This window comes from Photobacterium sp. (assembly GCF_057456235.1).
On the sequence record NZ_JBVCPH010000013.1, the window covers coordinates 91,314 to 113,619 of the forward strand.

Annotated in this window: 13 protein-coding genes; 4 read left to right on the forward strand and 9 right to left on the reverse strand. The window is 46.0% G+C overall.

Going from position 1 to position 22,306, the window contains the following annotated elements:
• Positions 1 to 88 precede the first annotated feature (88 nt).
• Positions 89 to 1,069 (forward strand): nucleoside hydrolase, encoded by a 981-nt coding sequence (locus tag AC2204_RS14875; RefSeq protein ID WP_318926460.1) that lies wholly within the window; start codon positions 89 to 91, stop codon positions 1,067 to 1,069.
• A 252-nt stretch (positions 1,070 to 1,321) separates the two neighbouring features.
• On the opposite strand, the gene AC2204_RS14880 is transcribed toward AC2204_RS14875, so the two are convergent.
• The 7 genes from AC2204_RS14880 to AC2204_RS14910 all read right to left on the reverse strand — a co-directional run bounded on the left by AC2204_RS14880 (position 1,322) and on the right by AC2204_RS14910 (position 9,264).
• Entirely contained in the window at positions 1,322 to 2,224 is a 903-nt protein-coding gene (locus AC2204_RS14880; RefSeq protein ID WP_318926461.1) for a LysR family transcriptional regulator, read from the reverse strand.
• A gap of 34 nt (positions 2,225 to 2,258) precedes the next feature.
• Positions 2,259 to 3,419 carry a M20 aminoacylase family protein gene (locus AC2204_RS14885; protein WP_318926462.1) on the reverse strand — a complete coding sequence of 387 codons (1,161 nt, stop codon included), beginning with the start codon at positions 3,417 to 3,419 and terminating at the stop codon, positions 2,259 to 2,261.
• Between the two features lie 150 nt (positions 3,420 to 3,569).
• Positions 3,570 to 4,040 carry a hypothetical protein gene (locus tag AC2204_RS14890; protein ID WP_318926463.1) on the reverse strand — a complete coding sequence of 157 codons (471 nt, stop codon included), beginning with the start codon at positions 4,038 to 4,040 and terminating at the stop codon, positions 3,570 to 3,572.
• Between the two features lie 3 nt (positions 4,041 to 4,043).
• Positions 4,044 to 4,877: a DUF3100 domain-containing protein gene (locus AC2204_RS14895; RefSeq protein WP_318926464.1), complete on the reverse strand. Its 834-nt coding sequence runs from the start codon at positions 4,875 to 4,877 to the stop codon at positions 4,044 to 4,046.
• A gap of 843 nt (positions 4,878 to 5,720) precedes the next feature.
• Entirely contained in the window at positions 5,721 to 6,839 is a 1,119-nt protein-coding gene (gene gcvT / locus AC2204_RS14900) for a glycine cleavage system aminomethyltransferase GcvT (RefSeq protein ID WP_318926465.1), read from the reverse strand.
• 77 nt (positions 6,840 to 6,916) lie between these two features.
• Positions 6,917 to 8,290, reverse strand: a complete 1,374-nt coding sequence (locus AC2204_RS14905; protein WP_318926466.1) for an alanine/glycine:cation symporter family protein — start codon at positions 8,288 to 8,290, stop codon at positions 6,917 to 6,919.
• Between the two features lie 347 nt (positions 8,291 to 8,637).
• Positions 8,638 to 9,264: a helix-turn-helix domain-containing protein gene (locus tag AC2204_RS14910; protein WP_318926467.1), complete on the reverse strand. Its 627-nt coding sequence runs from the start codon at positions 9,262 to 9,264 to the stop codon at positions 8,638 to 8,640.
• Positions 9,265 to 9,848: 584 nt separating this feature from the next.
• Here AC2204_RS14910 and AC2204_RS14915 point away from each other — a divergent pair.
• The 3 genes from AC2204_RS14915 (at position 9,849) to gcvP (ending at position 14,670) form a co-directional block, all read left to right on the forward strand.
• Positions 9,849 to 11,144 carry a serine hydroxymethyltransferase gene (locus tag AC2204_RS14915; protein ID WP_318926468.1) on the forward strand — a complete coding sequence of 432 codons (1,296 nt, stop codon included), beginning with the start codon at positions 9,849 to 9,851 and terminating at the stop codon, positions 11,142 to 11,144.
• A 93-nt stretch (positions 11,145 to 11,237) separates the two neighbouring features.
• Positions 11,238 to 11,615, forward strand: coding sequence for a glycine cleavage system protein GcvH (gene gcvH / locus AC2204_RS14920; RefSeq protein ID WP_318926469.1), 378 nt, complete (start codon positions 11,238 to 11,240; stop codon positions 11,613 to 11,615).
• A 166-nt stretch (positions 11,616 to 11,781) separates the two neighbouring features.
• Positions 11,782 to 14,670 (forward strand): aminomethyl-transferring glycine dehydrogenase, encoded by a 2,889-nt coding sequence (gcvP, locus tag AC2204_RS14925; RefSeq protein WP_413466711.1) that lies wholly within the window; start codon positions 11,782 to 11,784, stop codon positions 14,668 to 14,670.
• A gap of 269 nt (positions 14,671 to 14,939) precedes the next feature.
• Here gcvP and AC2204_RS14930 read toward each other — a convergent pair whose 3' ends face one another.
• Together AC2204_RS14930 and AC2204_RS14935 are read right to left on the reverse strand one after the other, a co-directional pair.
• The gene (locus AC2204_RS14930) at positions 14,940 to 19,331 is read right to left on the reverse strand and encodes a PQQ-dependent sugar dehydrogenase (protein ID WP_318926471.1); all 4,392 of its coding nucleotides are present in this window, start codon (positions 19,329 to 19,331) and stop codon (positions 14,940 to 14,942) included.
• Positions 19,332 to 20,124: 793 nt separating this feature from the next.
• Positions 20,125 to 22,209 carry a hypothetical protein gene (locus tag AC2204_RS14935; protein WP_318926472.1) on the reverse strand — a complete coding sequence of 695 codons (2,085 nt, stop codon included), beginning with the start codon at positions 22,207 to 22,209 and terminating at the stop codon, positions 20,125 to 20,127.
• Positions 22,210 to 22,306: the final 97 nt, after the last annotated feature.

A 22,306-nucleotide genomic window follows, 5' to 3' on the forward strand; every position in this document is an offset into this window, starting at 1 on the left:
CCTTATGTTTTTTTTGACATCAATCACAGTTCTGCCAACTCTGTTAGTTACTATATTCCCGTTTTAAATTTGTTGAACATACATACTAATGACTAAAAAAATCATACTAGATACTGATCCCGGTATTGATGATGCAATGGCTATTTTGTTTGCCGAAGCACATCCTTCGATTGAAATGCTGGCCATAACCACAGTATACGGCAATGCGACTATAGACAATGGAACCCGTAATGCCCTTTTCCTGAAGCAGAAATTTCATCTGCAAGCCGATATTGTTAAAGGCGCAAGCAAGCCACTCAATCGTCCGCCCGTTGGCCCTACCGTTGTCGTTCATGGTGAAAGTGGTTTTGGCGATTTGGTACTGCCTTCTGACATCACAGAAAAACCCGACCCTCGTCCGGCTTACCAATACATTATTGATACCGTCAAGGAACAGCCCGGAGAAATTACACTGGTTGCGGTCGGTCCGCTGACAAATATTGCACTTGCTCTCGAAGCTGCACCAGAAATCGTAGATTTAGTGAAAGAAGTGGTCGTTATGGGCGGCGCATTTGGTATGAATGGCCATCGAGGTAATGTCACCCCTTATGCCGAAGCCAATATTCATGATGACCCCCATGCTGCTGACATCGTCTTCTGTGCTTCATGGCCGGTGGTGATCATTGGTCTGGATGTTACCGAACAAAGCTTTTTCACTGAGGAATATTTAGACCGACTACGCGATGATAGCGGTGACGCCGGCCAGTTTATATGGGATATCAGCCGCTACTATCTTCATTACTATTCACAAAAATTGGGCCTGAAGGGCTGTCACGTTCATGACCCATCCGCTATCGCTTATGTCATAGATCCCACTCTATTCACCTTACGCAAAGGCCCGGTTCGCGTTGTGACTGATGGCCCTGCCGAAGGACACACCATACAAAAGTTTGATACGCGAGAATATCATATCGATGACTGGTCAATCATGCCTGCTCAGCAAGTGGGTATTTCAGTTAAGGATGGAGATCTGCTTAAATTGTATCGACAAAGTCTTGTTGATTACAGCCACCGCTCACAGAAAGGTTAAGGCTGCTTCAAGCGCGGGGATACCGCTTAGTTAACGATATATTTCAAAAAGCCTGCTATATGCAGGCTTTCATATACAAATCCCTCAATGATCACTCAACTATCAATCGGTGGGTCATCAAATATGATCCCTTACTGAAACATCAGATCGTCGATTTTTTACGGTGCGAACACCGTGATGAGAAAGCTGCTCCGCCTTCTTTCTTTAAGCGAACAATCGCATTGGCATACAAGAATCTCTAAAGTTAATAAGCTACATTTTATTCAGCCATCGATGTAATATTGACAGTAATGTCGTAGCACTTGGTGGTAACGTACGACCAACTCGAGTGATTACATGAGTTTCGCCGCTTTTTAATATTGGATTGTCAATTGGAACAGAAACCAATATCCCTTCATCTATTTCTTTTGCTGCAACGAAAGCAGGGAGTACGGTCACTCCTAAGTTTGCGATGGCAAACTGTTTTATCGCCGCAAAAGAGTTGGTGGTTAATGCTGGATCAAGGCTGATCCTTGCTTGAAAAGCGGCAAGGTGAAGCATTTGTTGTACACCAAAAGTACTATCTAACAATGCTATGGGATAAGTTAGCAGCTGCTCTAAAGTTATTGTTTGTTGTCTAGCGATAGGATGATTCACATTAACAACAGCTTCAATAGGTTGCGCATTCACACTATGAGTTCGGATTTCTGCTTGTTTTGGCGGATGATATACTAAACCAATATGGGCTTCGCTCATTTCTATTTTACGGATGACGTCATTTGTTCCACTGGTTGTAATCGAAAGAGTAATTCCGGGATGTTTTCGATTAAACAGAGCAACAGGTTTGTTGATAAGTTCAGGTACAAACCCTTCACCAACCGCGAGCTCTAGCCGACCTTTAGCCAGGCCCTTGAGCTGATTTAACTCTCTTAAATAGGTGTCTTCTAGTCCTTGTAGTTCCGAATAATAACGAAGTAATACATCTCCAACTTCTGTACTGATCACTCCACGTCTTCCGCGCTCAATAACAGATAGACCAATCTCTTGTTCTAATTGTGAAATCTGCCGACTAATCGCCGAGGGTGCAATGTTTAGTCGATCTGCGGCAGTACGAATACTGCCGGCAGTGACGGCTTCATAGAGGTATTTAATTTTCCGGTGATTAATTGTCTGCATATGAGTATTGTTAACCTTATCAATCACCTGCCGTTTAAGCCGTATGTGCTAATTCAATCCAATAATTCGCACCAAATGCGATGATTTCATCATTAAAATCATACTCTGGATTGTGTAAAGAATTGCTTTGATGTCCATTACCAATCCAGATATAAGCGCCTGGTTTTTCGATGATAAAGTAAGCGAAGTCTTCAGCCCCCATACTTGGAGGCAAGTCAGTGTACACACTGGTATCACCCACGATTGATGCTGCTGCGGTAACACATTTTTGCGCATTATCTTTATGGTTAATAGTTGCAGGAAAACACTTGGTGTAGTTAAGCTGAACATCCATATTGAAACTTACACCGATACCTTGGCATATCTGCTCCATACGTTCAATGATATGTTGTTGAACTTCTTTCGAAAAACTCCTTACCGTCCCCTTTAAAATGACATTATTAGGGATAATATTATACGAGTCCCCTCCAGTAATTTGAGTCACACTAACAACGCCTGATTCAACAGGGCTTATATTGCGACTGATGATTGTTTGCAGACTTGTGATCAGCTGTGCTGATGCTGCGATAGGGTCATTTGATAAATTTGGAATACCACCATGACCACCTGTTCCCTTGACGTGGATATTAAATGTATCCATAGCCGCCATAACAGGACCCGAGTGCACTGCAAATTTTCCAGCAGCAATGCCCGGCCAATTATGCATCCCATAGGTTGCTTGGATGGGGAATTGATCAAAAAACTTTTCATCTTCCACCATTACTTTTGCACCGCCTTCGTTTTCTTCTGCCGGTTGGAAAATGAAATATAATGTGCCTTCAAAATTCCTATTTTGACTTAGCCATGTAGCCGCAGTGAGCAACATCGTTGTATGACCATCATGTCCACATGCGTGCATTTTCCCGTCATAAGTCGAACGATGCGCGCAATTGTTTTGCTCATGCATGGGCAAGGCGTCCATATCGGCACGTAAACCTATATGACGGGAATCAGGGTTCTGACCTTTTAGCACACCGACAACGCCTGTTACCGCAAGGTTTTCATGAATACTATCTAGCTGCATTTCGCGCAACAGACTAGTCACTTTTTCGGCGGTTCTAATCTCTTTAAAAGCCAATTCTGGATGAGCATGAATATCCCGACGAAAATCTCGCATGATAGTAATGAGTGGGGAGTCATGTTTAATGTAAGTCATATTGATACCCTGATTAGATGACTAATGCGTTGCGACATTGGTGATGTAGAACAAAGTCGCTGAAGGCGCAATATGCGCAATCAGCGTTTCGATTATGAATGGCGAAAAACCATAATAAAGTACTTAGAGTAATTTCATTGCAAAATGCAATTATAAAAAGGCATTGGCAACAACAACAGAACCGAGGAAAGTACCAGTAAACACTAACAGAGAAATTAGGATGATTTTCAATCCAGATTTCTTAAATAGATCAATTTCACTCCGACCGATAGCAATTGCAGCGTAAGCAAGAACAGGCGTTACCATTGACAGAAAGTTTATCGTCTTGAGTTGTTCTAATACTGGCTCAGCTATAGGGGAAACGGGTAGTGTAATTAGGACACTCACGAGCGATACCCATGCGACAGCTGGCAGAGCCAATGGTATTGCTTTTTTGAGTAGTAAACTCACAACGATAATGGCAAACAGTATCATCATTCCCGGTAATGCCGATAATACAGAGTTACCGGTACCAGCCCAGTTACTGATTAAAGAAACCAAAGACAAGACGACAAGTACGATTGATGTCTCTTTAATACTCAAAGGTGCAACATTTTGGTGTTCGATATTTTCGCTATGCATGAGTTAATCCTTGTTCGACATAAGCTGAGAAGAGGAAGTTGTGCGGAATTTACTTAATGTTTTGTATAACCACTCAGCGAATGGAAGTCCGACAAATATCGAAACATATAAGCCAGTAGCATTGGTTAATAGGTTACTGGCGCCAGCAAATGCGAGTATTTCGTCAGCTTGACCCGGATAGATCGCCGATAATGCACCTGCACAGGCCGCTGTCATACTTCCACTGCCTACGCCACAACCCATTGCGACAGCTCGGATATCAAAGATATCCAGTGACGCCACGTAGCCTGCTATCAATGCGAAAAATAAAGTGCCGAACATTGTCCCCATTACGTAAACACTGATGACACCAACCCCTTCAGGCCCTTTTAAACCATATCGCTCTGAGATCAGGGCAATATTGGGTTCCCTCGCGATTGAATAGGTTGCACCAATGGCTTCTCGTCCCATCTTAAGTATTAATACGGCAACAGGCATAGAGATCATCAATGTGCCGAGGTTTCCGAGTTCCTGAGCCAACATTGCGGGTCCTGCTTCAGCAATTGTCCCCAGAGACGGACCGATTAAAGTGCCAAATTTTGCAATAAAAGGAAGTATGGCAATAATCAATAACTGGGACGCAACGCCAGCTTGCTTTTTGGATAATAGCGATTTGGCTTTGGGAATAATATTGGGGTTAACAAAGAGACAAAGAATAAACACATAGAACAGAGGCAATAATAATAAAACACCCGGTCCAAGGTTGAATTTTTGTATACCTATAAATTCTGCAATAATTGAGGCAATCACGACGAGAGCGTGCATTCGCCAATTCAATAGCAATCCTAGCTGATTCATAACATTCCTTATCAAGATTGAGTTTTATAATCTATTAATAAACGTATATTTTTTCACCGTAACATAAAAGGGAAAGTTTGTTGCCTTTATGGCAACGGTGTAGGTATGAGAATCTTATGAAGAAGTGCAAGCGTACTCATTTCTAGGTGGAATTAGGCTTCGAGCGCGTAAAACTGCCCCAAACAAATAAGACTTAAGGGTTGTCGAGCTGTCCATTTTTAATCCTTGGCCCGTTACCTGCGGGCCAAGTCTCTTGAACTCTGAGATGTGATCAAGAGACAAGCTTTGTGCAGGCTTTTTCACCAAGCCTGACGTTAGCATTATCTCAGGCATGAGACGTATGAGCCGCCGACTTATTTCTATAATATTACTAAGAAGCTAATTTAATATGGGGGGGCTGAACAATGAGTGGGTTTGTTGCTCCTAGAGACTGGTCTTTTGTTGCCGACATGAATTACAGTGGCTCTGTGACCGTTACCGATGTTGGGTTATGGATACAATGGCTGTTTTTTTACCCCGGTGATATTGTCATTAATATTATGACCAACTTTTTACCACAAGCATCTGATTTGCTAGGAATTAGTCTTCATACTTATGGTGGGTTGATTTCATTTGTTCTGTCATGTTTTCTATGGTGGGTAATGTTGAGGGTTGTGTTCAATAATTTGACCCCATTATGGAGCAGAGATTTCTATATTTAATTATTAGACAGTAGTGTGTTTTCATCTCCGAGAATGACATTGTGGATCGGCGCAGTAAAAAAAGGAGCCTCAGGCTCCTTTCTCTGTCTTAGGCGTTAATCAGGCCACCTCTAATTCAAAGCGGCTTTGACTACGGCGGATCTTAACCACGAAAATAACGCTGAGGCACAAACGGCATTTTCTCAACAGTCATCGCTAGTTTCTTACCACGTACTTCAGCAAAGAGCTCCGTTCCTATCTGAGCCAGATCCGTTTGAACATATGCCATGGCAACCGGCATGCCTTTCGATGGGCCAAACGTTCCGCTCGTTACAATACCGACCTCTTTATTATTGGCATCAAATAGCTTACTGCCTTCACGCACAGGGGCTTTTGACTGGCCAATCAGACCAACTCGCTTACGAGCAACATCTTTGGTTTTAATTTGTTCAAGAATAAGATCTGCACCAGGGAAGCCGCCTGCACGCTCACCGTCTGCGCGGCGTGACTTGCTGATCCCCCAAAGCAGGCTGGCTTCTACCGGTGTTGTTGTCGGATCAAGATCGTGGCCATACAGGCACAGTCCGCATTCAAGACGCAGTGAATCACGCGCACCAAGACCAATCCACTCGACTTCAGTATGGGCAAGTAATTCACGAGCCAAAGCGTCAGCTTTATCTGCCGGTACAGAAATCTCGTAACCATCTTCTCCGGTATAACCAGAGCGGCTGACATAACATTCAACCCCTACCAACTTCAACTTAGTGGCATCCATGAAAACCATGTCATTCACGGCAGGATTAAGGCGCGCAAGTACGTCAGCAGCTTGTGGGCCCTGCAATGCCAGCAACGCACGATCTTCAATCACTTCCAGCGTCACATCGCCAGGCAGGTTTGCTTTCAGGTGAGCAATATCTTGCTCCTTACATGCCGCATTAACAACCACGAACAGGTGATCACCAAAATTAGTGATCATCAGATCATCGTTAATACCGCCATTTTCATTGGTAAAGAAAGCATAACGTTGCTTACCTGCAGGCAGGTCGATGATATCTACCGGTACCAGTGCTTCAATTGCTTTAGCAGCATTTGCACCATGAAGACGTACCTGACCCATGTGCGACACATCAAACAGACCAGCGGCATTACGGCAATGCAGATGCTCTTTACGCACCCCTAGCGGGTACTGAACCGGCATATCATAGCCAGCAAATGGAACCATTTTCGCACCCATTTCAATATGAAGTGCATGAAGAGGGGTTGTCAGAAGTTCTTGGGACATACGTTTAATACTCCATAAGCCGCATACCTTGCGGCCAATTGTCCATACAGTCGTCAGTAATACAATTCATACTAACGTTATGATTCATAATCCTTATCTTCACCCTGACGCGAGAAATACTCTTTTGTCAGTTTAAAGACCACAGGGCTTAGCAATACCAGAGCAATCAGGTTAGGAATTGCCATCATTGCGTTTAATGTATCTGCAAGTAGCCAAATGAATTCTAAAGAACTGGTTGCACCAATTGGAACAGCAACAATCCAAAGAACTCTAAAAGGAACAACCGCCTTGACACCAAATAAATACTGAACACACCTTTCGCTGTATAAGCTCCAGCCCAAAATGGTGGTAAAAGCAAAAATAGACAGCGCAATCGCGACTATGTAGTTGCCAAGGCCGGGTAATACAGAAGAGAAGGCCAGCGAGGTTAATGCTGCCCCGGTTTCACCCGTCGACCAGGCACCAGATACGACAATAGCAATGCCTGTGATGCTACAAACGACAAGCGTATCGATAAACGTGCCCAGCATCGCCACGAGACCTTGTGCGACCGGGTTCTTCGTTTGTGCGGCAGCATGCGCAATAGGCGCGCTGCCTAAACCCGCTTCATTTGAAAACACACCCCGTGCCACACCGAACCGGATCGCCGCCCAAACCGCTGCACCAGCGAAACCACCTTGTGCCGCAACTGGGGTAAAGGCGCTACTGATGATCAGGGAAAATGCCGCGGGAATTTCAGAGAAATGCATTCCCAGTACCAACAATCCCGAAGCAATATAAAAAGCGGACATTAACGGAACCAACTTACCGGCCACATCAGCAATACGTCTAATTCCGCCCATCAGAACCAGGCCAACAAGGATCATCATCACCAGCCCCGATACCATAGGTGGAGTACCGAAACTGGAACTCACCGCAGCCGCTACCGAGTTTGCCTGCACGGTATTACCAATACCAAAACCCGCTATCGCACCGAAAATGGCAAACGCAGTTCCCAGCCATGCCCACTTACGGCCAAGGCCATTTTTGATGTAGTACATCGGCCCGCCGACATGGTTACCCTCTTCATCGGTCTCTCGGTATTGAACCGCACACACCGCCTCGGCGTATTTTGTTGCCATGCCCACCAGCGCAGTACACCACATCCAGAACAGTGCACCAGGCCCGCCCAAGAAGATCGCCGTTGCCACCCCCGCAATGTTGCCGGTACCGATGGTCGCAGAAAGGGATGTCATTAACGCATTAAACGGACTGATTTCGCCTTTTACATTTTTTTCTGTTTCAGGAATTCGGCCTGACCACAGTAATCTAAACCCCGCTCCAAGCTTCACAATTGGCATCAGCTTTAAGCCAACGGTTAGAAAAACTCCGACACCGAGGATCATTACCAGCATGGGAGCGCCCCACACCAGGCTATTTATTGCAGATATAAAGTTCGTTACAGCTTCCATATGGAACTTTCTCCTTCACTTTTTACATGTCTGCAAAAACATAGGTTGGCTCTGTTTTTCATACCACAACCACCAAGGCCGAATGTTATGCTTTTGTTAACCTGTTTCCTATAATAAACAAAGTTTTGTTTTGTTCAAACAGGGCTTAATCACGAAAAGCCACAAAGATGGCTACATTTACAACTTAAGCCGGAAAAATCAGTCATCAGCAACGCAACTCTCCCCTGTCAAAACAACAAAAAAACCTTCACAGTTAACGGCTTGTTTTAGTTACTGCGATATTTCAAAATTAGCCGCACCTAAAAAACTAATTACTGAAAAGAAGATCCAGCTCACACTCAATATGTTTATGAAGCCGTAACCCACAGAATGTGGGCATCTTCTTCACTCATTGAAATAAGCATATGCCCCATATTGGCATCGTAATAGACTGAATCACCTTCTTTGAGGTTTACCGGCTCATAAAACTCAGAATAAAACATAATTTCACCCGATAAGACTAGCAAGAATTCTTCGCCATCGTGGCGGATCCAGTCTGGATAATCTTCAAAAAAACGCGCCCGAACACGAGACTTAAAAGGCATCATTTTTTTATGGGTCAGCTGGGTAGCCAGCAATTCATGTTCATAAGTCGAAGTCGGATGCGGCTTACCTTCACCAACGCGAGTAATATCGCGTCGGCCGGTCGCCTTTATTTGCTTGGGCGGCGCAAAAAGCTGAGGAATATCAACATTTAAACCATTGGCCAGCTTCTGCATTGCTTGAAACGTTGGCGATATCTGTTCATTCTCAATCTTAGACAATGTCGATCGCGCAAGCCCGGTTTTTTTACTTGCCTCTTCCAGTGTCAAACCATGTGCCATGCGTATTTCTTTCAATCGCTTGCCCAACTTAAGCGGCTCGATCTTGCTCGTTTCCTGCTCTTTGGCAACACTCATTGACGGATAAATGTCTTGCTTGTTTTCATTACTCATTGCAGCCCTCCCTGGCGACTATGCTGTGCTCACTCTGGTATAGGTAACCAGAAACTTAAAGGCTAAAGCGAATAAAAAGCATCGCCTTCACAATACCCTTAAACAAAATTTCCTTTAGGAAACCACAGTTTTTCAAAAATGGAATAGATCGTATTTATTTACCCTGCATTGAATAAAAGCACATCAGCGCTCATTCAGTATCATCTACTGACATGTATTCTTCATCCCATTCCCACAGCCTTGATCTGAAGCTAACACACATTTCCAACTTTGCGTTAGAAAGGAGAGCTGACAATAAACTCGCCTTATCATAAAATTTCACATAACATTACGCAAACGTTTGCGATCAACCTTGGTCATTAAAGTAGACAATGATCCATTATTGGAAATTTTTGTTTGATCGGCTATCTATAGATAAGGTATGTTACGTACTTGTTAGGAGCAAGGCATCGTTGCAGTGCGCAAAAAAAATACGGCAAAACATTATTTGTGACTCAATAACTATAAAACGATCCATAACTAAAACGTGTACGGCTCTGATATAGCACTAAACCGGCTTGGAGTTCGACCCGAGGATAACGTGAATGAAAGCTTCGTATCAAAATCATGATTTAGAAATGTTCTTTTCCACCAGCCTTTCGCAGATTGACGGTGCCGTCAATTCAGGTATAGAGGCAGAACTGAACCGCCAGAATCAACAGATTGAACTGATCGCCTCTGAAAACATCGTTTCTAAAGCAGTCATGCAGGCCCAGGGGAGCTGCTTAACAAACAAATACGCTGAAGGTTACGCAGGCCGTCGTTACTACGGTGGCTGTGAACATGTTGATGAAGTCGAAAAGATTGCGATTGCTCGCGCCAAACAATTATTCCAGTGTGAATACGTAAACGTTCAGCCACACTCTGGCGCACAGGCTAACGGGGCCGTTATGCTGGCCCTGCTCCAGCCTGGCGACACAATTCTAGGCATGTCACTCGATGCCGGTGGTCACCTGACTCATGGTGCGCGCCCGGCCCTTTCGGGCAAATGGTTTGATGCCGTTCAGTATGGCGTAAACAAAGACACTCTGGAAATCGATTACGATCAGGTTCGTACACTGGCTAAAGAGCATCAACCTAAAATGATCATTGCGGGCGGCTCTGCTATTCCTCGCCAAATCGATTTTTCAAAATTCCGAGAAATTGCGGATGAAGTCGGCGCATACCTGATGGTTGATATGGCTCATATTGCTGGCTTAATTGCAGCAGGCGAACACCCAAGCCCCATTCCTCATGCTCACGTGGTTACCACAACGACCCATAAAACCCTTCGGGGCCCACGCGGCGGCATGATCCTGACCAACCACGACGATATCAATAAAAAGATCAACTCTGCTGTATTCCCGGGCCTTCAAGGTGGTCCGCTAATGCATGTCATCGCCGGTAAAGCGGTGGCGCTGGGCGAAGCCTTAGAGCCCGATTTCAAGCTTTATATCAAAAATGTGATTAGCAACGCCAAAGTTCTGGCAGAAGTATTACAGACTCGTGGCTGCGATATCGTTACAAATGGCACAGATACGCACCTCATGCTGGTTGACCTGCGCCCTAAAGGCCTAAAAGGTAACTCTGCTGAACAGGCACTTGAGCGCGCGGGTATCACTTGTAACAAGAATGGCATTCCATTTGATACCGAGAAACCGATGGTGACATCTGGTATCCGCCTAGGAACACCGGCTGGTACCAGCCGTGGCTTCGGTAATGAAGAATTTAAACAAATTGGTGAGTGGATTGGCGATGTCCTGGACGGGCTGGTTGCTAACCCGGAAAACAACAGTGAAGTAGAAAAACGCGTCAAGCAGCAGGTACAAAAGCTGTGCAGCCGTTTCCCTCTTTACCAGTAACAACACGCTATTACTTCAATTGACCTGTTGCTGCCAAATCAACAGGTCGTATAACAAACATTATATGCGGAACAATTGCGCAAGGAGTTTTAAATGGAAAAGACACTGAAGTTCGCTGAAAGCCATGAGTGGGTACGTGATAACGGCGATGGCACTATCACAATGGGCATTTCTGACCATGCTCAGGGTCTGTTGGGCGATGTTGTATTCGTGGATCTTCCTGAAGTAGGCGATTCGACAGAAGCGGGCGAAACGTTCTCTCTGGTCGAGTCGGTAAAAGCGGCTTCTGATATCTACTCTCCGGTAACCGGTGAAATCGTTGAAATCAATGAAGATCTGGAAGACAGCCCAGAACTCATTAACGACGAACCGTACGAAGGTGGCTGGATTGCCAAAATCAAGATCACTGACGTTGAAGATCTAGCTAAGCTTATCGATGGTGATAAATACCTAGAAACTATCGAAGACTAAGTCAATCTCGGCTTTTGAGTTCTGTCTTTTAATCACCAGATTGAAATGTCAGCCGGCTTGAAAGCCGTTTTTCAGCCCTCACGATGACTCATCGCAATTGCATCAAAGCGAAGCAGCTTTTCTGATGTAATTGATAGCAACTGTTCAGGAAAGAACCATGACCGACATGACTCTTCTAAATGCATTAACTGACGATCAAGATTTTGCAAGACGCCATAATGGCCCTGATGCGGCTCAGCAAAAAATCATGCTGGAAACCATCGCCGTTGAAAGCGTTGATAAGCTGATTGAACAAACGGTTCCGGCAGCTATTCGCCTACCTGATGCGATGAAACTGGATCAGCCTCAGAGTGAAGCCGATATGCTGGCTTCACTAAAAGCGATTGCCGGTAAAAACACGATCAACCGTAGCTATATCGGTCAGGGTTACTACAACACCCTAACGCCAAATGTCATTCTTCGTAACGTGCTGGAAAATCCGGGCTGGTATACGGCGTATACTCCTTACCAGCCAGAAATATCTCAAGGCCGCCTTGAATCTCTGCTTAACTACCAGCAGATGATCATGGATCTTACCAGCATGGAACTGGCAAACGCCTCGTTGCTTGACGAAGCCACCGCCGCAGCCGAAGCCATGACGCTGTGTCAGCGTGCAGGCAAAAGCAAGAGTAAGGCCTTCTTCGTATCAAACGATCTCCACCCGCAGACCATCGACGTGGTTCGTACCCGTGCAGGCTTTATCGGCATCGAAATCATCACCGGCTCTGTCGACGAGCTGGACAGCCTCGATGTATTCGGCGCGTTACTTCAGTACCCGGGCACCAGCGGTAACCTTGTTGATCTCACCGAAACCATTGAAAAAGCGCACGCAAAGAAAACACTGGTCGCAGTGGCTTCTGATCTTCTGGCACTAACACTCTTAAAAGCACCGGGTGAAATGGGCGCTGACGTGGTGATCGGTAGCGCACAGCGCTTCGGTGTGCCAATGGGCTTCGGTGGTCCCCACGCGGGCTTCATGGCAACCAAAGACAAGCATAAGCGTACCATGCCAGGACGGGTGATCGGCGTCTCTAAAGACTCGAAAGGCAACCAGGCACTTCGCATGGCAATGCAGACTCGAGAACAACACATTCGCCGCGAAAAAGCGACATCTAACATCTGTACCGCACAGGCGCTTCTCGCCAATATGGCTGCATTCTATGCCCTGTATCACGGTCCGGAAGGTCTGCGTAAAATCGGCCGCCGGGTACACCACCTAACCGCCATTCTTGCTGCCGGCCTGCATCATTCAGGGATCGAACTGGCAAACGAAAGCTTCTTCGACACCATTACCCTGAACACAGGCAAGAAAACAGACGAATTCTATAAAAAAGCACTGGAAGCAGGGATCAACCTGCGTAAATACCCTTCTGCCGATGGAAAAAGTGCTCAGCTTGGGATCAGCATCGATGAAACCAGCAAGGTTGAAGATATTGAAGAGCTGCTTTCACTCTTTAGCGGCAACCAACTAAAAGCGTCAATGTTCACCGCCGATATTGCGGCTGACGAGTTTGCCGCCATTCCTGAAAGCTGTCGCCGTACCAGTCAATACCTGACTCACCCGGTCTTTAACGCGCACCACAGTGAAACGCAAATGATGCGTTACATGAAGAAGCTGGAAAATAAAGATTACTCACTGACTCACGGTATGATCCCGCTGGGCAGCTGTACCATGAAGCTTAACGCAGCCGCTGAAATGATCCCTGTTACCTGGCCTGAATTTGGTGCCCTGCACCCATTCGCGCCCGCAGAGCAAACCAAAGGCTACCAAGAACTGGCAGCGAAGCTCTCTGAAATGCTGTGCACGGTGACGGGCTACGATGCATTCTCGCTACAGCCTAACTCGGGTGCGCAGGGCGAATATGCCGGTCTTATTGCAATCCAGCGTTACCACCAGCATAACGGCGATAGTCACCGCAACGTCTGTCTGATCCCAAGCTCAGCACACGGTACAAATCCGGCATCAGCCGCGATGGTATCGATGAAAGTGGTTGTGGTTGGCTGTGATGACAAAGGCAATATCGACGTTGACGATTTGAAGGCGAAGATCGAAAAACACCGCGATAACCTGTCGTGCATCATGATCACCTACCCGTCGACCCACGGTGTATACGAAGAAGCCGTTCGTGAAGTGTGTGAACTGGTTCATGCCGCAGGCGGTCAGGTTTACCTTGATGGCGCTAACATGAACGCACAGGTTGGCCTGACAAGCCCAGGTTTCATTGGCTCTGATGTCTCGCACCTGAACCTGCACAAAACGTTCTGCATTCCGCACGGTGGCGGCGGTCCGGGTATGGGGCCTATCGGTGTTAAATCTCACCTTGCACCGTTCCTGCCTGGTCACGTTGAAACCGAAGCAAGCCAGCAACAGCAATATGCCGTTTCGGCATCAGAGCTGGGGTCGGCGTCTATTTTACCTATCTCATACGCGTATATTGCGATGATGGGTGAACAGGGCCTGACAGAAGCCACAAAGCTGGCAATCCTGAACGCTAACTACGTGATGGAACGTCTGCGTGTACACTACCCTGTTCTGTACCGTGGCAGCGAAGGCCGTATAGCTCACGAATGTATTATCGACATTCGCCCGCTGAAAGAAGCCTCTGGCATCTCTGAAGAAGATATTGCCAAGCGCTTGATGGACTATGGCTTCCACGCCCCGACCATGTCGTTCCCTGTTGCCGGCACACTGATGATCGAACCGACCGAATCTGAGGATTTGGCTGAGCTTGATCGCTTCTGTGACGCAATGATTGCTATCCGTCAGGAAATTGCACGCGTACAAGCTGGCGAATGGCCGCTAGACGACAACCCACTGGTAAATGCGCCACATACCCAAGTCGATCTAATGGAAGCCGAGTGGAGCCACAGCTACACCCGTGAGCTCGCATGCTTCCCGTCAAACCAGACGAAAGCATCAAAGTACTGGCCGACCGTCAACCGCGTTGATAATGTCTTCGGTGACCGTAACCTGGTTTGCTCATGCCCAGGCATCGAGAATTATATTGAAGATTAAGATTTCACTAACTACGTTGAAAACCAATAACTGAGTTGGAAACTGAAGTGATACAAAAAAGGCGAACCGGATGGTTCGCCTTTTTGTTCTCTAAGAGAAGGTTTAATTTTTCAGATTGATCTCTAACTTCCAATGGGACAATGCTGTGGTAGTGCGTTTTGTCAGTAATCTAATAGCATGATTGGATTTATAAAAATCTCGGCCGCAAGCGACCGAGTTTTAAGAGCGAATGATGTTATCGTTTCGGTAACATCACAAAACAATCCCGGTTAAGGTAAACCGTATTCCACATGTAACAGTGGTGCCCCATCGGCACTGCCTTCATAAGCTTCTGCGATTCGCTCACCCGTGCCAGTGATAATGATGACCAGGGAATTACCGCTTGACCAGGATCCCCTGTCCACAACCTCCTGAATGACACCAGCAATGCTGGGTGTCATCTGGTCGGGACCGGCCTCTCCCACATTCGTCCATGGTGCAGGCGACCATGGCACAGCCATAACCGTTTTCACTCTGGAGGAAATGTTCCCGCGGGTTGAAGTGAATGCTGCCGCGTTATCGGTATTTTCCCCATGAATCAGAAGTGACGTTTCTACTGTGCTCGTCTCGTCAGCCTGAAACTGAATGTAAGCACTGGTGATGACCGCATTCTGAGGAATATTTACCGCATTGAAGCGCAGGCCAACCAACTGATCACCACCGCCGTCATAGACAAGCTCAAGGTCGGTGCTCGAGAGTTGCATTCCCCCCGTCGCTCTCTCCTCGGCATCATCGGCACCGGCCGTGATCCGGATGTCTAACACGCCTCCTGCTGCAGTCACATCGATGTTAACGGTAGCCGTATCGCATGCCCCAAGAGAATCACAGATCTGGTAGACGAAGCTGTTAGCACCATTAAAATCCAGTACCGGTGTATAGGTGAAACTGCCGTCCCCATTGTTCAACAGCGCACCATTCGACGGCTCCGAGCAAGTGGGACAAGCGGTATTCACCGTCGCAGGGTCAAGATTGCCATTGGCGTCGAAATCGTTGGCCGCTACATCAATGTTCACTGCCGTGTTCTCGGGCGTGCTGGCACTGTCGTCCTTGGCTACGGGCGGCACATCGATGGTTGTGAATGAAAATTCCACATGAAGGAGCGGTGCCCCGGCGGGCGTTCCGTCATAGGCTACGGCTACTCGTTCACCGGCACCAGTGGCAATAATCGCCATTGAGTTACCGTTAGACCAACCCGGCTGGTTCACAATCTCCTGAACGACTGCGGCAATATTGGGAGTTCGCTGACCAGTGCCGCTCTCTCCTGCGACGTCCCACGATACGGGCGACCATGTCACTGTAGCCGCCGTCCGGGGCCGGGACGAAATATTCCCTCGGGTTGAAGTGAATGTCGCCGCATTGTCACTGACCTCCCCTTGTAGCACCAGCGTGGTTCCCACTGTATTTGCCTCATCCGCTTCAAACTGAATGTATGCGTTAGTAATGGTAGCGCCCTGAGGGATACCCACGCCGTTGAAACGCATGCCTACCGCCTGATCACCACCGCCGTCATAGACAAGCTCAAGGTCGGTGCTCGAGAGTTTCATACTCCCCGTCGCTCTCTCCTCGGCATCGTCCGAACTGGATGTTACCTGCACCTCAATAATCTCGCTGTCTCCCTCTGGAGGTGTGACGATAACCGTGATCGATGCAGCGCCGCTCAGGCCGCCGCTGTCGATGGCGCTTGCGCTAATAGTATGCGCTCCAAGGGACAAGACCTCGGTCGTGCTGCCACCGATACCCATCGGACCATCCAGTGAGGATGTCCAGCTCAAGATATTCGTCAGGTCCCCGTCCTCGCTGTCACTGGCCGACCCCGTGAACAGAATCTCTGTGCCCGCGATTACGCTCGATCCATCCGACGGCATAGCAATCGTCACGCTTGGTACGCTGTTTACAGAACCCGTGAAATTAGCGGTAATGGTCTCATCTGTGGGGCCAATGGTGATCAGCTGTGTTGCCGGCCCGCCGATCGACCAGCTATCGAAGCTGTAGCTTCCCTGCGGATCAGGCACCGAGATCTGGCGGCTTCCACCTTCGGGGACGAGTACATTGAACGGTGCGACGCTAGTCCCGCCGTCATAGGTGAGATTGAGACCGCTGGGCACGCTGCTAAAGGTATAGGTCAACAAATTAGCAAGCAAGTCGACGCAGTCTTTATCGCTTAGCCCGTCGCTGTCGGTTGCCGTCAGACAAAGCTCAATGTAGGTGTTATCGCCATGATCGTAGTACACGAAGCTGCCGGTTTGGCCCGTAGCCGAATAGAAATCGAAGTGCACGTGTTCATTGTGGTGGAGCTTGCCCTCCCAGACGAGTGCACTTCCGGTAAGTTCACCATCTTCGGGGTCAGAACCGGTACCGCTGATATTCACGGTACTGTTGATCACCCATAGCTCAGAGCCGGTCGGTGATGAGATCGTGGCCGTTGGAGGGGTCCCTACTGACGTTACGTTGACCGTAATCGATGCCGAACCTGTCGCGCCGTCGTTGTCTGTGACCCTCGCCGTTATGGTGTGCGTGCCGTTCGACAGAACTGCCGTCACACTGCCCTCGTTGTCGGGTAGTGGTCCGTCTAGAGAGGAAATCCAACTTAGTGCCGACGTCAGGTCGCCATCCTCAAGATCGCTGGCCGTGCCAGTAAAAGTGATCGGCGTACCTCCAGATACCGTCGTGCCGGAGGACGGCGCTGAAATGATAACGCTGGGTGGACTATTGCCACCCGTTTTGGAAACGCCAATGTGCAACAATGGTGCGGCAGTGGCGCTGCCGTTATAGGATTCCGCCACCCGTTCGCCGCTACCGGAAAAAAGGATGACCAGTGAATTGCCGCTTTCCCAGCCTGCGCGGTTAACAATTTCACTGATGATCGGAGAGATATCAGGGGTGCGTTGATTACTACCCGCTGCACCCACGGTCGTCCATGCAGCCGGTGCCCACGCAACATTCGCAAACGTTACTGGCCGGCTGGAGATATTCCCCGCAGCCAGATCAAAGGTCAACGCATCGTCGTTGGCTTCGCCTTCAATCAGCAGTGATGTTTCAACGCTGCTGACTTCATCAACGGTAAACTGAATAAAAGCTTCTTCAATCTGAGCACCAGCCTCAACAGCGATATTGTTGAAGCGTAAGCCGATTATCTGGTCTGAACCGTCAAAGACTAATTCAAGATCTGAACTCGTTAGCCTCATAGTGCCATCCGCAGTTTCTTCGGCGTCGTCCGATCCCGTCGCCACCCGAATATCCAGGTTCTGATTACCCGTACTACCGCCTTGGTAAACGATGCGCTCAACAACATTGGTTTGAACGTTGACCGTGTAGAGATCGCCATCGGGTCCAACGGCCATATCCACGGATAGAAGCTCAGTTGCGAATGGTGTGACGGTCACTGAATTGCCGTCGATCTGCGCGTAGCTCATTTCTTGGGTGGCATAGTCGGCGAAGAACATCTTGCCGTGATATTCCGCAGGCCATTTGGTGTGGGTATAGAATCCGCCAGGAATGATCGACCCGCCAATACCACTGACGTGAGGGTAAGCGTACGGCGCAGCAACGGCATTGTTCGACGTGTAGTACTCCTGACATTCGGCGAGCGAAGAATAGATCGGCTGCTCTATCAGCACCGCGTTTCCCCCTTCATAGCAGGGCCAACCGAAATCGGTGCCTGGAGGACCATAATTTAATTCTTCCCAGCCATTTCTCCCGACGTCACCGCTATACACTTCGCCTGTGTACGGACTAATCTGGATCCGGTAGGGGTTTTTGAAGCCAAGCTGCCACACCTTAGACCGATTGCTGTCAGGATCTCCATCCCAGAAAGGGTTGTCTGGCAGACCGCCGCCAGTGATGGGGTCGATCCGCAGAATCTTGCCGATTGGGCTGTCGATATGCAATGAACGCAAGGCCCGTGGATCTGCTGTGCTCCAGGAGGAAGCATCGCCGCTGCTGATATAAAGCATGCCATCGGCCCCAAAGGTGACCGTGCCTAGGCTATGGCTTCGACCATCGGCGGCAATGCAGTCGCGAATGTATGCTCCTGTTGGCCCACAGGTCCAGGGTGTCGACAGGTCGTCTTGTCCTGCAGCGGGGTCGCCGATGTTTTCCCACACGCTTGTTGTACCAAGCAGTATCACTTCGCTACCCGGCAGCGCTGTTTTATAGTTTGTTGCCGGATCGGCAGACACTCGAATCATCCGTGCCACGCGCTGCCCCGTTCCGTCCGGACCTAAGTTGTCTATCTGACCCACCGTCTCGGGAGGATCATAGGTGTAGAGCAGGTATACCCATGGGGTGTTGGGAAAGTCTGGATGAACAGCTGTACCGAGCATACCGCGATCACTGGATGAGTTAACCTCAGCCTCGATATTGATAAAAGGCGTATCAATGAGAACATCATTCTCCACAATCCATACGATCCCTTTTTTGGTCCCCACGAACAGCCACCCATTAGGTGCCCACTCAAGATCAACTGGGCGGCTTAAGGCATCGTCGCTTACATAAGCCTCCAAGACGAAGCCTTCAGGCAAACTTGGCGCGCCATAGACCGGCGAACCAGCCATACCAATGACGAAGCTAGACACAAGACATAACGGCCATAACCATGTTAGAAATTTCTTGGCGTTTAACATGAGAAAAGCCTTATCTGAAATTTTGCATTGAATGCGAATTTGTCGTTATTGCTTCGTGGTACTGGCAGCGATAGGGAAGGAAGTTTTTAGTATGTCTTCGTTGCGGATTTCCATTTTCGGATAATAGAGAGCACTTGTCATTCGTCATTATAGTTTCCCTCGGTCATGCATTATTTGCCTAACATTTTATTCAACGCACGCTGTTCGTATATCTTCCAGATAGCCAAAATACACGAAGCCAATATTCGTTGAAAAATATATACGCATGTGGGTCGTGTATCTTAAAATGCAAGCTACCGCCTACATACCGCTCTAAACTCAATGCTAAATAGCTTTCTAATCGTAGACCTTTTGAGGAAGGTAACTCAGTCCAAATTGTGAGATCTAATCAGTTATCACACATAAGCATCTATGCCCCTTAGGAGTTCATCCTCACTTATCACCCTATTAGTTTACGTATGGCAAATCGGCATAAACAGAATGTTAATGAGTAGAAAATCTAACAAGAAAGGGGGGTAAAATCGTGCCAGATGGTGAAGCTGGCAGGAAGTTGGATAGTTCTGAGTTACAGCGTTTGCTAATTTAACCCTTCCCGAATTATCTCAGTTATGGCAAAACAAGTTAGGTATATTACTCTAGCCAGCTAAGAATGAATGATGGGAATAAGGAATACTGGCGCTGGGCAAGGCCTGCCCGAACAATTGGAATAAAAATGCTAACTAACATGAAACGGCATTTAACCCTTTAGCACTAACAAGTTTTGATAGTCGCTCTGTGGAGCGGCTTAGATCTGTTATTTATTCTTGTATAAGTCTATTGCAAAGTGGTTGAAGATCAAAAACCAGTCTTGGCTATTGTTACACACAGCTTTAGTTTTATTCATTATGCTGAGAAATTCTTCGTTGCCTGTACAGTGACCTAACATTGTAATTAGTTGATTTGAACTAAAGAATCGGCTGTTTAGAGTATTGAGAGAATTGTCTGGGTTGATGTACTCATTTTTAAAGATATCACTCTTGTAAATATTTTGCAGCTTTCTAAATGTTTTATTTATTTTTTCAATTTTCTCGATTACTTTCGGATCACTATCAGTAGTACTAATAGTTGAATTGATGAATGATATCAGAATGCTTCTAACGCTGTTAACATCTGCTAGACTGTAAAAATCGAAGAGTGTCAAAGACACTTTTTCAATACTTCTGTCTTTAAGTTCAAGAGTGAACCCATTCTCGAATTCAATTTTTCCTTGTTTTCTAAGTAAGTATTCATGCCTACAAATTTGCTCTTGAGAATTTAGTAGTGATAAAGCTAAGTCCCACAATCCTGATAAGATATCTCCGCTTTTTGATTCAATGTCCAACTCTTTAGATTTTTCTTCAATGAAGATGATTCTGTCACTAGTTTCAATGATAAAGTCACATTCACCATCTTTTGAACTTGAACTAATCTCTTGAAAAACGTTTCCTTTAACTTTGTATTTTAATCCAGCTTTGTGAGATATTTTTTTTGCATTCAATAGGTTTTTTATAAATTCTTCTGATATATCTCCACGTAAGTCGTTAAATCTTTTTCCTACTATGCCTATTTGAGCACAATCATTTTTCAGCTTATCTCTTAAAAACCATACAAATCCATCGTTATGAAAATATGAGTTTAAATAAAGGATCTTTTCATTTTTTTTAATAAATGGTTTTTCGTAGTAGTTTATCGCGTTTATATCGAAAGGATTTAGATAGTCACTATTAACTTGATTTTCTTCTATACATAGTTCATTCAATGCGCTGTTTATCGCATTTTTTGTATATTTCCCTAATAATTTAGAATATAGCTCTACTTCTTCTATGGACTGTATATTAATGCTCGGTGTTGTGTTTACTATGTCAAAAATATCAATGTAAATATTTAAATCTATATCATTGGGTATTTTGGCATTATGATTTTTATTGAACATACCGTTGATTATTTTTCTGGCATTACTATTACTATACTGATGGACAGTGAATAGTTCATCGTGCAATAAATTTTTTCGCAAATACGGGATTATATCTTGACCTGAAAAAATGCTTTCGTATGGATTTAACCATTGCAGCTCTAATATTGTCATTAGATCTTTCGATAGCTCAATAATCTCTGATATCTGCTTTTTTGCTTGATGATTCTTTACTGTATTCAAATTCTTTATTGACAGGTTATAAAGGTAACCAAAAGGAATATTTTGCTCTGGTTGAGAGTTTGTTGGATGTAACTCTTTCCTCAAGTAAAATCTATCATGCTTTCTCCTATAGCATGATTTAATTCTTTCAAGAATATCTTGATAAAGTTTGTCACCTAATTTTTTGGCTCTAAAATCGATTCTTTGCAGAATGTTTTTGAATTGATCATCACTTAAGTGAATTTTACCTTCGATTACATCAACCGTGATTCCTTTTTTTCTGAACCTTTTCACTGCTTCTGATATGATTTCGTTTTGTTCATTTAGAGATAAATATGGATGATTATGATTAGCCATATAAATGTAATTTTGTATTAGTTTATGTGCCTCTATCCATTTTTGTTCATTGATGGTGTACCCATCTAGAAAATTTAAAAAGAATCTGAGGTAAGCAAGAAATTTGAATTCATTAGGGTTTTTACTGTTACAATAGAAATCATAAGAAAATTGGTTAAAAACCGTGATGTAATCTTCGTAAGGACATTCATTTGAAGTAAGTAACGATACTATTCTTCTCTTTATAAAGTCCGTGACTTCATTAGTCGTTTTAGAAGAGGTGAAGGTGTAACCTATTTCGTTAGCTACCGCTATAAAATCCTTCTTTGTTTTAAAATCTATACTCCAATCGTAAGTCGATGTAGTCAGAGTAGAGAACAATTGATTCATCGTCACACCTTATATTTACAATAATATCAATAGCTTTCTGGGTTACATGGTACTAAATCAGAATACACCTTTTAAACTCACAGAGCGAGATAGATAG

Bases quoted from the DNA above. Each gene is read 5' to 3' on its own strand.
- AC2204_RS14875 (WP_318926460.1), top strand. From the start codon at position 89: ATGACTAAAAAAATCATACTAGATACTGATCCCGGTATTGATGATGCA.
- AC2204_RS14880 (WP_318926461.1), bottom strand. From the start codon at position 2,224: ATGCAGACAATTAATCACCGGAAAATTAAATACCTCTATGAAGCCGTC.
- AC2204_RS14885 (WP_318926462.1), bottom strand. From the start codon at position 3,419: ATGACTTACATTAAACATGACTCCCCACTCATTACTATCATGCGAGAT.
- AC2204_RS14890 (WP_318926463.1), bottom strand. From the start codon at position 4,040: ATGCATAGCGAAAATATCGAACACCAAAATGTTGCACCTTTGAGTATT.
- AC2204_RS14895 (WP_318926464.1), bottom strand. From the start codon at position 4,877: ATGAATCAGCTAGGATTGCTATTGAATTGGCGAATGCACGCTCTCGTC.
- gcvT (WP_318926465.1), bottom strand. From the start codon at position 6,839: ATGTCCCAAGAACTTCTGACAACCCCTCTTCATGCACTTCATATTGAA.
- AC2204_RS14905 (WP_318926466.1), bottom strand. From the start codon at position 8,290: ATGGAAGCTGTAACGAACTTTATATCTGCAATAAATAGCCTGGTGTGG.
- AC2204_RS14910 (WP_318926467.1), bottom strand. From the start codon at position 9,264: ATGAGTAATGAAAACAAGCAAGACATTTATCCGTCAATGAGTGTTGCC.
- AC2204_RS14915 (WP_318926468.1), top strand. From the start codon at position 9,849: ATGAAAGCTTCGTATCAAAATCATGATTTAGAAATGTTCTTTTCCACC.
- gcvH (WP_318926469.1), top strand. From the start codon at position 11,238: ATGGAAAAGACACTGAAGTTCGCTGAAAGCCATGAGTGGGTACGTGAT.
- gcvP (WP_413466711.1), top strand. From the start codon at position 11,782: ATGACTCTTCTAAATGCATTAACTGACGATCAAGATTTTGCAAGACGC.
- AC2204_RS14930 (WP_318926471.1), bottom strand. From the start codon at position 19,331: ATGTTAAACGCCAAGAAATTTCTAACATGGTTATGGCCGTTATGTCTT.
- AC2204_RS14935 (WP_318926472.1), bottom strand. From the start codon at position 22,209: ATGAATCAATTGTTCTCTACTCTGACTACATCGACTTACGATTGGAGT.